The sequence below is a fragment of the Belliella alkalica genome (assembly GCF_022549785.1).
GTDB lineage: Bacteria > Bacteroidota > Bacteroidia > Cytophagales > Cyclobacteriaceae > Belliella > Belliella alkalica.
The window spans coordinates 280,115-294,774 of the sequence record NZ_JAKZGO010000003.1 but is presented as its reverse complement, the minus strand read 5'-3'; the positions used below and the strand labels follow the sequence as shown (position 1 = coordinate 294,774).

General features: G+C 37.0%; 11 protein-coding genes. 7 read left to right on the top strand and 4 right to left on the bottom strand.

Annotation, left to right across the window (positions count from 1 at the left end):
* Nucleotides 1–125: 125 nt before the first annotated feature.
* Nucleotides 126–923 (bottom strand): hypothetical protein, encoded by a 798-nt coding sequence (locus MM213_RS05320; protein ID WP_241410434.1) that lies wholly within the window; start codon nucleotides 921–923, stop codon nucleotides 126–128.
* A gap of 269 nt (nucleotides 924–1,192) precedes the next feature.
* Between MM213_RS05320 and MM213_RS05315 the strand changes: the two genes are divergently transcribed.
* Nucleotides 1,193–2,494, top strand: a complete 1,302-nt coding sequence (locus MM213_RS05315) for a serpin family protein (protein ID WP_241410433.1) — start codon at nucleotides 1,193–1,195, stop codon at nucleotides 2,492–2,494.
* A 54-nt stretch (nucleotides 2,495–2,548) separates the two neighbouring features.
* On the opposite strand, the gene recQ is transcribed toward MM213_RS05315, so the two are convergent.
* Nucleotides 2,549–4,684, bottom strand: a complete 2,136-nt coding sequence (gene recQ, locus MM213_RS05310; protein ID WP_241410432.1) for a DNA helicase RecQ — start codon at nucleotides 4,682–4,684, stop codon at nucleotides 2,549–2,551.
* A gap of 320 nt (nucleotides 4,685–5,004) precedes the next feature.
* Between recQ and MM213_RS05305 the strand changes: the two genes are divergently transcribed.
* The 3 genes from MM213_RS05305 (at nucleotide 5,005) to MM213_RS05295 (ending at nucleotide 7,770) form a co-directional block, all read left to right on the top strand.
* The gene (locus MM213_RS05305) at nucleotides 5,005–5,193 is read left to right on the top strand and encodes a CsbD family protein (protein ID WP_241410431.1); all 189 of its coding nucleotides are present in this window, start codon (nucleotides 5,005–5,007) and stop codon (nucleotides 5,191–5,193) included.
* Between the two features lie 334 nt (nucleotides 5,194–5,527).
* A complete protein-coding gene (locus tag MM213_RS05300) occupies nucleotides 5,528–6,202 on the top strand; it encodes a GOLPH3/VPS74 family protein (protein WP_241410430.1) in 675 nt (224 codons plus the stop codon).
* A 404-nt stretch (nucleotides 6,203–6,606) separates the two neighbouring features.
* Nucleotides 6,607–7,770 carry a homogentisate 1,2-dioxygenase gene (locus MM213_RS05295; RefSeq protein ID WP_241410429.1) on the top strand — a complete coding sequence of 388 codons (1,164 nt, stop codon included), beginning with the start codon at nucleotides 6,607–6,609 and terminating at the stop codon, nucleotides 7,768–7,770.
* Between the two features lie 437 nt (nucleotides 7,771–8,207).
* Here MM213_RS05295 and pafA read toward each other — a convergent pair whose 3' ends face one another.
* Nucleotides 8,208–9,833: an alkaline phosphatase PafA gene (gene pafA / locus MM213_RS05290; protein WP_241410428.1), complete on the bottom strand. Its 1,626-nt coding sequence runs from the start codon at nucleotides 9,831–9,833 to the stop codon at nucleotides 8,208–8,210.
* 189 nt (nucleotides 9,834–10,022) lie between these two features.
* Between pafA and MM213_RS05285 the strand changes: the two genes are divergently transcribed.
* The 3 genes from MM213_RS05285 (at nucleotide 10,023) to MM213_RS05275 (ending at nucleotide 13,585) form a co-directional block, all read left to right on the top strand.
* The gene (locus MM213_RS05285; RefSeq protein ID WP_241410427.1) at nucleotides 10,023–10,394 is read left to right on the top strand and encodes a BlaI/MecI/CopY family transcriptional regulator; all 372 of its coding nucleotides are present in this window, start codon (nucleotides 10,023–10,025) and stop codon (nucleotides 10,392–10,394) included.
* Complete coding sequence (locus MM213_RS05280; protein ID WP_241410426.1) at nucleotides 10,391–12,109, top strand: M56 family metallopeptidase; 1,719 nt, start codon at nucleotides 10,391–10,393, stop codon at nucleotides 12,107–12,109. Before MM213_RS05285 ends, MM213_RS05280 begins: the two co-directional genes overlap by 4 nt.
* A 66-nt stretch (nucleotides 12,110–12,175) precedes the next feature.
* Nucleotides 12,176–13,585 carry an aminopeptidase P N-terminal domain-containing protein gene (locus MM213_RS05275; RefSeq protein WP_241410425.1) on the top strand — a complete coding sequence of 470 codons (1,410 nt, stop codon included), beginning with the start codon at nucleotides 12,176–12,178 and terminating at the stop codon, nucleotides 13,583–13,585.
* Between the two features lie 381 nt (nucleotides 13,586–13,966).
* Here MM213_RS05275 and MM213_RS05270 read toward each other — a convergent pair whose 3' ends face one another.
* Nucleotides 13,967–14,572 carry a carboxypeptidase-like regulatory domain-containing protein gene (locus tag MM213_RS05270; RefSeq protein WP_255806918.1) on the bottom strand — a complete coding sequence of 202 codons (606 nt, stop codon included), beginning with the start codon at nucleotides 14,570–14,572 and terminating at the stop codon, nucleotides 13,967–13,969.
* Nucleotides 14,573–14,660: the final 88 nt, after the last annotated feature.

Below are 14,660 nucleotides of genomic sequence, written 5' to 3'. Positions count from 1 at the left end.
TACATTTATCCTCAAAACATTGGTTTTGTTGCAAAAAATAATCACTGGGAAAAGAGTTAGGCAATCAGGATCAACTAATCGAATTTCACTTTTCCTCTTATCTTCTTTATTTCTGTTGGATCAAATTATTTGTTAGCAGAAAAAATATTTAGTGGCAATTTATACGCCAGTTCAAACATCGTACCTTGAATATGAATTCTTTCTACCACTGTGCCACTTTCTCCACCATATTCCCAATCGTAAGACACTGTCCTATACGACCAAGGTGAAATTGCTTTGGAAACTTGAAAGTTCAAAAAAGAAGATTTGAAAACCTGAACTTCAGCATAGATCCCCACTTTTAAGAAAACCTTAATATTCGGTTCTATCCAGTCAAAATTGTAATGCAAAGGTTCGTCTTGAGGATTGTAAATATCAAACACATATTTTCCACGACCTGATCCTTTATAATTTCTAATTTGATGAATAAAAATATTCGTCGAACCCATTGCTCCAAACCTGAACTTCTTTGAAGGACCAGTAGGTACATCATATTTGACCACAAAGGGCAAAAAGATTGCATTATATACCCCAAAAGTCTTAAAGCTCTTCTCTATAGACTCCAAATAATGCTCCCCTCTATGGTATTGCCAAACAAAACCCAGCCCTGTTTCAAATGAGGTGTTTTGCTTTCTAAACCCATAATTTACCCCAACAACTCCATTGAAATTCCCGTAACCACCTGTAAATACATCATTCCTATTTGAATTATTATGTTTTCTCAAGCCTCCTTGAAAAAGCAAATAACCACCATCCTCCCTGCTTGATTCTATTCTCCTTTCTTTCTTAAGCCACCTTGATACTTTTGCACTCCCTTCATAAACTTGGGTAAAGCCTTCAAATGAAAAAAACACGAACAAAAAAACTGTAAAAACTGCTTTCATTTTCTGTTAAATTAAAGTATTAAAACATGGAATATTAACTTGAAAAAGTGGGTTTTATTTTAAAGTAAAATAAACTTTATTTTTCTTATTCCACCATGGTATCGATCAAATCAGACGCTTCGAGATTTTATGTAAAAAATTTTACAAATAACCGGAAAAGCGAACAAAAAAAGAATTCATTCAAAGACATTGGCCCGGATTTTTCAAAAAGTTCTCAACAATTGTAGCATTCAAGAGAAAAAAAACGTCTTGATGGAAACAAGCTAGCCATGAAAAAAATCTTTATCAAAACCTACATGGGTTCAAAAGCTATTTCAAGCTTATATATCCTTTCAGCATTTTTCTTTTGCTTTGGTTGTATCAATAATGAGGACGATGCCCTTTCAGGCAAAGTTGAAGCTAATCTCAGGGTTTTGTCTTCGGATGAAAACAGACTCTCCGATTCAAATACCAAGTTTGCAATAAACCTCTTTCAACAAATAGCCTCGAATAATGATTCAGAAAATCTATTTTTTAGCCCATATTCAGTGCACCAAGCATTGGCTATGGCTATGAATGGAAATGAGGGGGTAGTTTTAGAAGAATTTATCCAATTTCTACAATTGGAAGGCATGAGCTTAGTAGAGGCAAATCAAGCTATCAAAGACTTAACTTCCTTCCTACTTGATGTAGATTCAAAAGTAAAGCTAAACATCGCAAATGGTATTTGGTATAAAGATGATTATCAAGTACAAATTCCTTTCAAGAATACTTCTCAGCAATATTTCAATGCTGAAATTGCTCCTCTTGATATGTATGATCCTAACTCTGTAAACATCATCAATAACTGGATAGAAAAGCAGACCAATAACCTCATCAAAGACATGCTGGATTTTATACCACCAAATGCTGTGATGTATTTAGTCAATGCTATTTACTTCAAGGGGGATTGGACTTATAATTTTCCAAAGGGAAATACCAAAAAAGAAAAATTCAAACTTGGAAGTGGTCAAGAAATCATGACTGACATGATGAACTTGGGTGAGCCTGCTGGATTTAAGACTTTTGCTACACCCGACCATACTTATTTGGAGATCCCTTACAGCTCGGGACAATATACAATGGGGATACTGATCAACGATAGCGGAAACCTGTCGCAGCTATCCCAACAATTCACCATGGAAAACCTGAATACCTGGAGAGATAATTCCAGAGACGCAAATTTGATTTTGAAAATGCCAAAATTTAAAATTGAATATAGAATTGACAATTTAGCCAATGATTTGCAAGCTATGGGGCTAGTTACGCCTTTCCACTTCCATGCTGATAACTTCACCAAGCTCTTTTCAAACCCAACCGAACCTTTGAAGATCAGTAGGGTTATTCATCAAGCCCTGATAGAAGTAGATGAAAGAGGCACAGAGGCTGCTGCGGCAACGATTGTTGAGGTAGTTGAATTAGTAAGCAGTAATCCTAACAGAGCCCCAGCAGTTTTCACATTGGACAGGCCATTTATTTTCTTTATTCAGGAAAAACACAGCGGAGCGATTTTATTTATGGGTAAATTGGAAAATCCTTTGGAAAACAATTAAAATGCTTTCATAGATCATATGTCAACTTATTCCTATCGGATAGATGTATGATTCCTATCTCTCATTTGCCAAAGCCACCTTCAACTGAAAATATGAATACCTTTCTCCAAAATGCTCTTTCAATGGCTTGAGAAAATGTGTCCCCTGCCTTCTATATGCCAATCTAATATTCAAAATATCATCTTTAGACAAAAATTTCTCAGCATCCACTTCTTTCTTTTGGATCATATTTACCAAATGCTCCTCCACAGTATTGAAAGTCATTCCTCTCTCTTCAGCAATTTGATATATATTTTTACCTTCATTGAACAACTTTAAAGTCAACGCTTCAGACTGGGAACTCCGAAGTGGCTTGGTTCTTTGGGCCTGTACTTTTCTATGGGGAGTGAGGTTATTTTTTCTGACATATTCTCCTACAACTTTGAGAAAGTCATCACCATAGCTTTGTGCTTTCACTTGTCCTACGCCCGAAATCGTCAAAAATGAAGCCTCATCAACTGGCAGATAGGTAGCCATCTCCAGCAATGAATTATCAGCAAAAACTACATAAGGAGGAACCCCGCTTTTTTGGGCAATGGAATACCTTAGAGCTTTCAATTCATCCAATAAATCTTCGTGATGTGTACTTGGTTTACTTGACACGTCTGATATAGATTCTTCCATCGGAAGTAAGATCTTTTCTTTAGCTTTTAGCTTTTGCCAAGCAAATTCCGTGAGTTTCAAAGTTGGAAATTGAGCACCTGCCTCTGCTAGGTAATCTTCTTGAAGCAACTTGTCGCCTAGATCCTTCCAAAACGACTCCGATCTATCTTTTCCAATTCCATAGACACTCAAACTCTGGTGTGCTTCTTGGACTTTGGCAGATTTTGACCCCCTAAGCACAAGAATGACATAGCCTATCCCATAATTCTCCCCCAATCTGGCTACTGTAGAAAGCAGCATCTGCGAAGGAATAGTCATATCTTGGCGATTTCCTTTTTGAAAGCAGATATCACAATTGCCACAATCCCCCGCATGGTTCTCCCCAAAGTAATTCAGTAAAAATTTCCTCCTGCAGACCTTCGTTTGACAAAATGATTTCATCTTCTCCAACTTATCCTGCATCACATGGGTAAACTCTTGATTTTCGCCTTGATCTAGCATTCTACCAAGTGTAATCGCGTCTTGACCTGAGTAAAACAACAAGGCATCGCTCGGAAGCCCATCTCTTCCTGCCCTACCTGTCTCCTGATAGTAGCCCTCTACATTCTGCGGCATATTCATATGGACAACAAACCTGACATTGGATTTATCTATCCCCATCCCAAAAGCTATGGTAGCCACCATGATTTTCACTTCATCTTTGATAAAAAGCTCTTGGTTCTTCTCTCGCTCTTCCCTAGGCAACCCAGCGTGATAAGGCAATGCAGACAGTCCCCTGGCTTGCAATTCAGCTGCTGTTTCCTCTACATTTTTTCTCGAGAGGCAATAAATTACTCCTGAATCCTTTTTGTGGAAATCCAAAAACTCCAACAACTTACCCATTGCATCCCTTTTGGCAGTTACACGATAAGTGATGTTACTTCTATCAAAAGATGAAATAAACCATTGAGGAGCCTTCAAACCCAACTTATCAGCAATATCCTTTCGTGTCAATTTATCTGCTGTAGCCGTCAGTGCTACAAATGGAATTTGAGGAAATGATTTCCTCAACTCACCAATTTTCAAATATTCAGGCCTGAAATCATGACCCCACTGGGAAACGCAATGTGCTTCATCGATAGCTACAAGAGATAAATTAACAGTTTTTAGAAAATCAATCAACGGATAATCCCCTTTATACAAGCGCTCTGGAGCAATGTATAATAGTTTTATTTTTCCTGATTCAATTTGTGAAGAGATAAAGCGCTGTTCGCTTTGACTTTGAGAGGAATTGAGGAATGCAGCAGGAATCCCATTGGCATTCAAAGCATCAACTTGATCCTTCATCAAAGAAATCAAAGGCGATATCACCAAAGTCAATCCCTCAAAAATCATCGCCGGAACTTGGTAACAAACAGATTTGCCTCCACCTGTAGGCATCAATACAATTGTATCTTTCTTTTTGAGTACTGAGTCAATGATGGCTTGCTGATTCCCTCTAAATTCCGAGTAACCAAAAAATTGTTTTAAAATTTCCTCCGGCTTTTTAACTAATGCAGCTTGGCTCATGACGTTATGATAGATAAAAATTAAAATTTAAAGGTACTAAATTTTAGGGTTTTGGGGAAAGAAATCCACTTAATCCAGTAAACTTTTCCCCAAATGAAAAAATGAGAATCCTGCATACTACATACCTCAATGAATTTAAATTACAAATTCTATCAATTTTTAAAAACTACAAACATCTTACAATCAGAATTTTATTAGATAATTTGTTTAATCCAAAAAGATTTAAAGATTAAAATCATTTTAAGACAAAAAAGAAGCTTTGGAACAGTACTTGCATTATTATAAACATAATATATTTTAAACTAAAACCAATTATTGTTATGTCTACTAAATTGAAATTGAAAGGAAACTGGAACGAAATGAAGGGTAAGTTGAAAGAGAAGTATGGTGAGCTGACAGATGATGATTTAGCTTATGCTGAAGGTCAAGAAGATCAACTCCTGGGCAAACTCCAGAAAAAAACAGGTGCTGCCAAAGAAGAATTGAGCAAATACCTTTTTGAAGATTAATAAATATTTCAATTGCTTAAAACCAATTGATTTTGAATAATACCTAAAAGCGGCTTCGAGCCGCTTTTTTTTTAACCATATGGTTGTCTAATATGTAAATCCGCTTTCTTACCAGTGCCAAACAAAATGATATATTCTAAATCAATTGATGCACAGATAACTAATCAACCAATGTCCCTTGTTCGCTGTGGCGTAAATAACAATTTTCCGTATGATTTTATTGGTAAATTCACCTAATGGTATCATTGCGGATAAACATATTGACCTGAAACCAAACTTTTTTTCCACTTTTTAAGTAAAGTCAATGTAATTTTAATCAATCAAAATTCACCATATGGAATTATCACTTTCAGAAAAACTGCTTTTGTTGTCCATTCATCCTGAGAATGGAAAATTTATTTCCCCTGATTTACACCTAAACTACAGTTTGACAGGAGCTATCTTGTTGGAGCTTTCCATCAAAGAGCACCTCAAGTTAGTGGATGGCAATATCTATTTAAATGACATTGATAAAATTGACAGTCCTGTATTACTCGGAGTGATAAATTTGATCCAAGAATCAAAGAAACCAAGAACACTAAAATATTGGGTTCAGAAGTTGGGTAGAAAAAGCGGCAAATTCAGATGGTCAATATTGAAAGATGTGGAATCAAAAAGAGTGGTGAGAACACATGAAAAAGCATTTTTGGGAATTTTCCCATATAAAAGAGTTTTTGTTTTGGACAAACAACTTAGAAATGAGTTGCATTTCTCTTTGAAGGAATTTATCAGGAGTCCGGATTCCCTAAACACTGAACAAGTAGCTTTGTTGGGACTGATAGATGCAAGTCAAATGCACAAATTATTGACTTCAGACAGCCAAAACAAGAGGGCTATCAAAAAACGAATTCAGGAAATCGTCAGAGAAAACCCCATCAAAGACACCGTCGAGCTAGCAATCAAAGAGATTCAAGCCGCAATCCTAACGATTATTGCCATTAGCGCTGCGACATCAGCTAGTGCAAGGTAAATAAGAAGCTTGAGAAGAAATGACAAGTCAATCCCCTCCACTCAATAAAATTTGTAGAGGGGATTATTTTTTTTAGTAGAATTCGGTTAAAAAAATTCTAGTATAACTACTGAATCCTATGGATTTTATTAGGATTTTCCCGATTATCAAACAGCATAATTATTTCTATTTTCTCTTCATTACCTATACTTCGACATAAATTGTTCGTAATCGATTTTTTCACCCCTATCCAACTCATCCATCCCCTGAAGCGCCCTTGAAATCTAGCTTACCAATAACCTTAAAACCTTGTAACCTTCCAACTTTGTAGCTCCTCCGCTTTACAAAAGGAAATAAAACCTTCAACTTGACAGCAGGTCAACATAATTCCTTAAATTTGAATATAAATATAAACCCAAAAGTAAATGGCATATTATCACAGACTTGGAAATATCCCTCCGAAGAGACATACCCAATTCAGGCAACCTGATGGTAGTCTTTATAAAGAAGAATTGGTGAGCTCAAAAGGGTTTTCTGGTATATATTCTAACTTATATCATATCCATAATCCCAACAATGTTCAAAAAATCGGCAAACCCACTCCTTTTGACTGGGAAATCGCCAAAGAACATGGGCTAAAACAAACACATCTCAAGACAGCTGGAGTAGGCATAACAGGGAAAGATTACCTCAGTGCGCGAAAAATGCTGATGATGAACAATGATGTGATGATGGGCATTTGTTCTCCAGAACAAAGAAAGATGGATTACTTTTTCAAAAATGCTGATGGAGATGAGTTGCTTTACATCCACGATGGAGAAGGTGTGATGTATTCTCAATTTGGAAAACTGGAAGTAAGGCAAGGTGACTACATTGTGATTCCGAGAACTACTATTTATAGATTTGAATTTAATGAAGAAGGTCCACTCAGGCTTTTGGTCATAGAATCCAAAGGTCCGATTGAGACTGTCAAAAGATATAGAAATGAAGTTGGGCAACTTTTAGAACATTCTCCATATTGTGAAAGGGATATTCGTCCTCCTCATGAAATGTACACAGAAAGTGAAAAAGGCGAATACCTAGTCCAAATAAAAAAGCAGGGGATGCTCCATCCATACACTTACGGCCATAGTCCATTGGACATTGTTGGATGGGATGGCTATCTATACCCTTATGCGCTTTCGATCCACGACTTCGAACCGATTACTGGTCGAATCCATCAGCCGCCACCGGTGCATCAGACTTTTCAAGCTTGGGGATTTGTGATTTGTTCATTTGTCCCTCGACTATTTGATTACCATCCGTTGTCAATCCCTGCACCATACAACCATAGTAATATTGATTCCGACGAGATCTTGTATTATGCAGAGGGTGAATTTATGAGTAGAAAAGGAATCGACAGAGGTTCATTTACTTTACACATGGGTGGTTTACCACATGGACCACATCCTGGGACAGTTGAAAAATCGATTGGAGCAAAAGCCACCGAAGAACTTGCTGTGATGCTAGATACATTCAACTCAATGTATGTCACTACCCAAGGCTTGGAATTTGTAGATCCGAATTACCCTATGAGTTGGACGGAGTAATTATTGGATTGGATTATAAAGTAGAGTTATATAAAAAGTAAATAACCTTTGAAAAAGCAGAAGCTCTTTCAAAGGTTTTTTTATTTGGTAAATATTGAAATCAGGTGACAGCATTTTGAATTGATAAAATTTAAAATTCAACCCCGCTCTGGGATGTTGCTGTCTCGTCCTGAAAATAGTTAACACTTTTTTGTTTTAATTAGAGGAGTTCAACCTCCCGAAATTTTCGGGACAGGCACTTCGGGATTGTTGTCTCCTGGATCATCTTTATTCCCCGGGTTACGACCCGGGGTTCCGCCACGGCGGACAAGTATTTAAAGTTCAACCCCATTCGGGGTTGACATATGTGTCTCACATCTATAATCTCTTGTCTCAAATCTCCTTTTTCTTCTCTCCCTTATTCCCCAATTAACTCAACCAACCAATAACTAACTTTCTTATTCCAAAATCTCCAAAATAGGCTGCCCAGTAGCGCCATTTGGAAGACGGGTGCCGAGCATGATGGACAATGTCGGAGCAATATCTGTGACTGTGGCATATCTTGAACTGCTTCCTGGCTTGATATTCCACCCCATAAAGACTATTGGAACATGGGTGTCATAAGTATAGCCAGTCCCATGGGTAGTTCCTTTGTACGAACTGCTCAACCAAGCTGGCTCCAAAATCAGCAACAAATCCCCTGATGCTTTGTGGTTGAAGCCCATCTGAAGAAGTGACTTCTTACCTTGGGTGTATTCCAGTTTCTTCATATCAGTGGCTGTATAAACTTCCTTGATGCCTTCAAACCCTAAAAGAAAATCAGCCAATGCTCTTTGGATTTCTTCAACATCTACTCCTTTTTCCTTAGCCAAGTCTTGATTGATAAAAACCTGCTCATTTGAGAAATTAGAGATCCAGTTTCCTTCACCGAATTTCTCTGAAGTGAATCCTCTCATTTGTGTCAATACAAACCTATTGTTGAAATTTCCAGCTGGTACATTTTCACTTTTCATGTAGTCAACAATGTCTGCTACAGCATGATCTGCTGTCAAAAAAACCAAGTACTCACCTTTTCCATATTCTTTGTCCAAGTACTCGAAAAACTTTTCCAACTCTCTATCCAACCTTAGATAATTATCCTCTAGCTCAACCGAGGTAGGCCCAAATCTATGTCCAATATAATCCGGAGAAGAAAAACTCATAGCCAGTAAGTCAGTTTCTCCATTTTTTCCTAACTTCTCCCCTTCCAAAGCAGCATAAGCCAAATCCAATGTTAGTGAATTGCCATAAGGTGTAGTAGAAATCAAACCATATTCTCCATTATCCTCCATCAATGATTTCAAATCATAAGGAAAGGCTGTATTTTCCTTACCGATAAATGGCCCTTCAAATTCATTGTCATCAGCGATACTTTGCTTGTATGTCTCTATCGGAAACAAAGTCTCCCATTTCCCAGAAAGATACTTTTCGGCCAACTTTTTATCATTGAATGACTTCACCCAAGCAGGCAATTCATTATAGTAATATGATGAAGTCATAAAATTGCCAGTTTTGCTATCAAACCAATAAGCATCCCCCAAATGTCCCGCAGGAAGTGAAGCTCCTCTATCCTTTATTGCTATACCAACTACTTTGGAGCGCTTATTTGTCGAAAATCTCAATTCATCAGAAATTGTCGTGGAAAGCATATTTCTCGGAGAAATCTGTCCGTTGCCCTCTGAGCCGCCAATGGCAGTGACAGTGCTGTCCTCTGCACAATAAATACTTCTCCCAAGACTTCTTACATACCAATTATTTGCAATTACGCCATGCGTAGCTGGTGTGGTTCCTGTGTAAACAGACGCATGTCCAGGTCCTGTGTAAGTAGGAATATAATTGTAATGGGCATTTTTCATCATAAAACCCTCATTCATCAATCTCTTGAATCCCCCTTCAGTATACCTATCTTGAAATTTATAGAAATATTCCTGCCTCATCTGATCAACCACAATCCCAACCACTAGTTTGGGTTTGGATTTTTCCTGTGCAAAAGATGAAAAACTGATCAGCAATGCAAAAAGAGGTAATATGAATATTTTCTTCATTATTTTTTTATTTTTAATTCCGTGCAAATATAAGGATTCCCATTGAAGCCAAAGTAACCATTTTGTTAAATCCACCTCCCTATTTTATCTATGGTAAGTTTCTAAGTTCAAGTACTTTTTTTCAACCTAAAGTTTTGTTTTGAAAAAATCTATTCTATATTTGTAGAACAACCTCTACAAAAACAGAACATGAACCTCTCCAACGCAGAAGAACATTTAATGAATATCATCTGGGAAAAGAAAAAGGCTTTTATGAAAGACATCCTTGAAGCCCATAGTGATCCAAAACCTGCTAGTACCACTGTGGCAACACTACTCAAAAGGTTGAGTGATAAAAAAGCAATCTCTTTTCAGGTTTATGGAAATTCTCGAGAGTACTATCCGCTGATTTCAAAAAGCGATTATTTCTCTGGAAAAGTTAATCTTCTGATCAAGACATTCTTCAATAACTCTCCCGCACAGTTTGCTTCCTTTTTTACCAAAGAAACCGATCTGTCCGAAAAACAACTGGAATCACTGAAATCCATAATCGATGATCAATTAAAATCCAAGAAATCATGATACTCTACTTCATCAAGGTAGCTTTATTAATGACTGTTTTGTTAATAATCTACAAAGTCTTTTTGTCGAAAATCAACACGTTCAAGTTCAACAGGTTTTATTTGTTGCTGAGTTTGATGCTTTCATTGGTAGCTCCATTGATAGTCCTACCTAATTTATTTCCGCAATTCCAAAATGTAAGTCATCAATTTGAAAGGATATTAGAATTTGATGAAAAGGAAAGTTTGCCGATTATGGCAGAAAAGGCTTCTGATCCAAGCAATACTGTACTTCCTGTAGAATCTGATTTTAATTTTGTTGAAAAATCCGAGAGCAAAAATCCACTTCCTTTCAAAAAATCTACTCTAATTTTTGTCTTATACTTAACTGGGATCGCTTTTTTTACTTTTGTTTTTATCACCAAGATTTTGGGGTTTTCGAAATTGATAAGATCCTGCCAACAAGAGAATCAAGGTGATTTCAAATTTGTATTGCTTGATGAAGACACTTTGCCTTTCATTTTTCTCAATTATTTTTTCATCAACAAAGAAATCTATCAAAACAATCAACTTGAAAAAGAAATACTTGAGCATGAATTGACTCATATAAGACAAAAGCACAGCTTGGATATTTTATTTGTAGAGATCCTGAAAATCTTCTTATGGTTTAACCCAGTCGTATGGTTTTATAAAAACGTCATTCAACTCAACCACGAATACCTTGCAGACCAAGCTGTAAATGAAGCTTTCGAAAGCAGAACTGATTATCAATTGCTCTTGATTTCTAAGATTACCCAAAAGTCCGAGTCATTTGCCTTAAGCAGTTCCGTGAATTACTCCATCACTAAGAAAAGATTGCAGATGATGGCTGAAAAAACCCATAACTCTAAATCTATTTTGCTCAAAGGATATGCTATTGCATGTAGTTTTTTGGCCTTAGCGGCATTTAGCTCATCTGTACAGGGTTTTCAAGTCAACCCGATTGTAACTTTTGCCCAATCGCTTGAAAAATATGAAAAACTGATAGAAAACGCATTGGAAGCTGATGATCGATACACTTTAGTGCTAAAAAATCTTGACTTAGAAAATTTGAGTGAGGCTTACAACACGTTGAGTGAGGAAGAAAAGGAAAAGGCAAGTGAATTCCCTTTTCTGGAAGAAGCAGCTTTTGTTAAATTGAAAGAACTTCAAGATAACTCAGAAAAAATCAAAATCACTTTCAAATTCTCAACACCACCTGCCAAAAAAACTATAAGAGAGGAGGTTTGGGAAAATTGGAAAAAAGAAAAGAATTTATCTATAGAAATAGACGACGAATTGGTTGAAGTGAATCTGGATGATTATGCAAAAGAGGATTTTGCACTTCACCAAGTGGTGGAAACTCGGCCAAAAGGAACCCTAAAAAAACCTGAATATCTCTTGAAACTCACTACGCACGATTACTACGAAATCAAACATATACAAGTCAAAAAAGTCCTGAACCATATTATAGCAGAGTATCAAAACGAGGACAAACTTGATATTATGTATTTCATGAAGGGTGTAAATAAGAATGTGAACAATACGAAAGAAAACTTAGAAGAAATCATCTTGGAAGGAATCTTAAGCCACGAGCAAAAAGAATATAAGCCTGGGCCTCACTATCATGAAGGAGTATTTATCCCTGCCTCTTTGACAACTAAAAATGAAAAATGGAAAAGTGTGAACATTTTCAAGGAACAAGAACCTAAATTTTGATCAATGGTTTCCTGATTTTCAGAAATGAAGCGTATATTTCCTTTTCATTTTAGCTACTATAAACAAATGAAAAGAAAACTTCTCAAACTATCATTCATTCTATTTCTCTGTTTTATTATCATTTCACCAAGCTTTGCACAGTCTTGGTTTGATGATGGATTGAGTCCTGATTTTCATCAGGGAAGAAGGGATTTATTAAGAGAAAAGCTGCCTGAGAATGCGGTTGCGGTGTTTTTCAACAATCCTGTCAAAAACAGATCAAACGATACAGATTTTGAATATAGGCCAAATTCGGACTTTTACTACCTCACAGGTTTTAGAGAACCCAATTCGGCTTTGATCGTATTCAAAACTCCCCAACAAATCGATGGACAGGAAGTCAAAGAAATTATTTTTGTCCAAAAAAGAGATCCAAGAACGGAACAGTGGGAAGGTGAGAGATTAGGAATAGAGGGTGTCAAAGAAAAGCTGGGCTTCAATACGGTCTATTTGAATTCTGATTTTCTGAAAAATCCAAGTATTGACTTTTCAGGATTTTCTCAAACCTTGTCTTTCAATCTACCAGAAATGGAAGGTGGCCGACACAATTCTGAACTCAAAAGCATGCTTGAAGCTTTCAAAGCTGTCAATAAAAGCCCCGCAAGACCTTCTGATCAGATCCTCAATCAGATTATGAATCAGATGCGAGCGATCAAGACACCTGAAGAAGTGGCAATTATCAAAAAAGCAGTAGAAATATCGGGGCATGGACATATAGAATCATTTAAATCCATCAAGCCAGGCGTATCTGAAAGAGCTATTCAGGGTGTTCATGAATTTGTCCACAAAGCTATGGGGGCTGAATATGTGGGATATGGTTCTATCGCCGGAGCAGGTAACAACAGTACGATTCTACATTATGTGTACAACAGCGTGAGAGACTTGCAAGAAGGTGTGATGTTGATGGATATTGGTGCAGAATACAGAGGTTATTCTGGAGATATTACACGGACAGTGCCCGTGAAAGGTAAATTCTCTGAGGAAGAAAAAGCTATATATGAAATTGTATTGAATGCATTGGAAGAAAGTACCAAAGCGAGCAAAACAGGTTCTAGCTTTCAGGAGATCGGAGCAATTTCCAAAAAAATCATAGACAAAGGTTTAGCCGATTTGGGTATCATCAAATCAGGTGAAAGACATCCTTATTTCCCACACGGAATAGGTCATCACCTTGGACTTGATGTTCATGATAGAGGTGGATATGGTGCTTTTGAACCTGGAATGGTCTTTACTATCGAGCCAGGAATCTACATTCCAAACGGAGCAGATTGTGATCCAAAGTGGTGGGGCATTGGTGTTCGTATAGAAGATAATATCCTTATCACTGAAAATGGTTATGAAAATTTAAGTGAATTCGTACCAAGGTCAATTTCAGATATCGAAAAAGTCATGCAGGAAGAAGGGATTTTGCAGAAGTTGATGAAGTCTATGGAGTGATTTTATTGTATTAAGTACGATGTACCAAGATGCCTACTTATTAAAACCATCTTGAGTTAGTCATAAAACAAAAACCGCTGAATCTAAATGAATCAGCGGTTTTTGTCATTTATTTTATCTTTGGTATTGTTCAGTAAGACCAATATAGGTTTTACCAAGCATTTCACCCTTCCTTCGACACCATCTTTTCAATCTAAAATCTACAATCTATAATTCCCTTTTCACCCTTCCTATTTGTTACGAAATGTAAATAGCTGACGATTTTCACTTTCAATTTTAAAAGCTCAACCTCCCGATTCTCGGGACAGGCTCTTCGGAGCTGATTGCACCATCTTTTCAATCTAAAATCTACATTTTACAATCTACAATTCCCTCCTTCACCTAGTCTTTCTTCTTCAAATCGCCTCTCTTGATAGATTGAATGAATTGTGACCATGCGAATGGATCAAGCAACCTGAATGGTCTTGGGCCATAGCGGTCTTGGATTTGCATGATTTGTCCTTGCTGGAAACCTCGGAAGTTTTCATTTCCTGAGGCTGGCATATTCTCCGCCCAGCGCAAAAGTGTCTCTGGACTCATATTCCCCCTTGAGTCTACAGACATCGGAGCTTCATAATTCATTGCCAATACGGCATTTTTGAATTCCTCCTCTGTAGGATATGGCATTACTTCTATCTCTGCCAAGGCAATTTCATCCTCTTGCATCGTTACGATCAAACTGATTTTGTCATCAACCATTTCAACCGGTATTGTAAAAGATTGTCTTTTTAGTCCTACGAAAGTAAAGACAACTGAATCCCCTTCCAGTACAGGCATTGAAAAGTACCCAAATCTTCCTGAACTTGTTCCTCTGCCTTTTTTTGGCACGTAGATATTGACACCAGGGACAGCATCTGTACTATCGGCATTTAAAATAATACCCGAGAGCTGAATCACTTTTCTTTCCTTCTGATCTTGCGCTTGTAAATTTTGAAATCCAAGGGCCAAAACAAAGAAAAATACAAAAACGGTTATATATTGGATTTTATGCTTCAATTTTTTTTTAATTTATCTTTTTAATACGGCTTAGAAAAGC

Excerpts from the sequence above, each read along its gene's own strand:
- MM213_RS05285 (WP_241410427.1), top strand. The coding sequence starts at position 10,023 with ATGAACCTCTCCAACGCAGAAGAACATTTAATGAATATCATCTGGGAA.
- MM213_RS05300 (WP_241410430.1), top strand. The coding sequence starts at position 5,528 with ATGGAATTATCACTTTCAGAAAAACTGCTTTTGTTGTCCATTCATCCT.
- MM213_RS05320 (WP_241410434.1), bottom strand. The coding sequence starts at position 923 with ATGAAAGCAGTTTTTACAGTTTTTTTGTTCGTGTTTTTTTCATTTGAA.
- MM213_RS05275 (WP_241410425.1), top strand. The coding sequence starts at position 12,176 with ATGAAAAGAAAACTTCTCAAACTATCATTCATTCTATTTCTCTGTTTT.
- recQ (WP_241410432.1), bottom strand. The coding sequence starts at position 4,684 with ATGAGCCAAGCTGCATTAGTTAAAAAGCCGGAGGAAATTTTAAAACAA.
- MM213_RS05295 (WP_241410429.1), top strand. The coding sequence starts at position 6,607 with ATGGCATATTATCACAGACTTGGAAATATCCCTCCGAAGAGACATACC.
- MM213_RS05280 (WP_241410426.1), top strand. The coding sequence starts at position 10,391 with ATGATACTCTACTTCATCAAGGTAGCTTTATTAATGACTGTTTTGTTA.
- MM213_RS05315 (WP_241410433.1), top strand. The coding sequence starts at position 1,193 with ATGAAAAAAATCTTTATCAAAACCTACATGGGTTCAAAAGCTATTTCA.
- pafA (WP_241410428.1), bottom strand. The coding sequence starts at position 9,833 with ATGAAGAAAATATTCATATTACCTCTTTTTGCATTGCTGATCAGTTTT.
- MM213_RS05305 (WP_241410431.1), top strand. The coding sequence starts at position 5,005 with ATGTCTACTAAATTGAAATTGAAAGGAAACTGGAACGAAATGAAGGGT.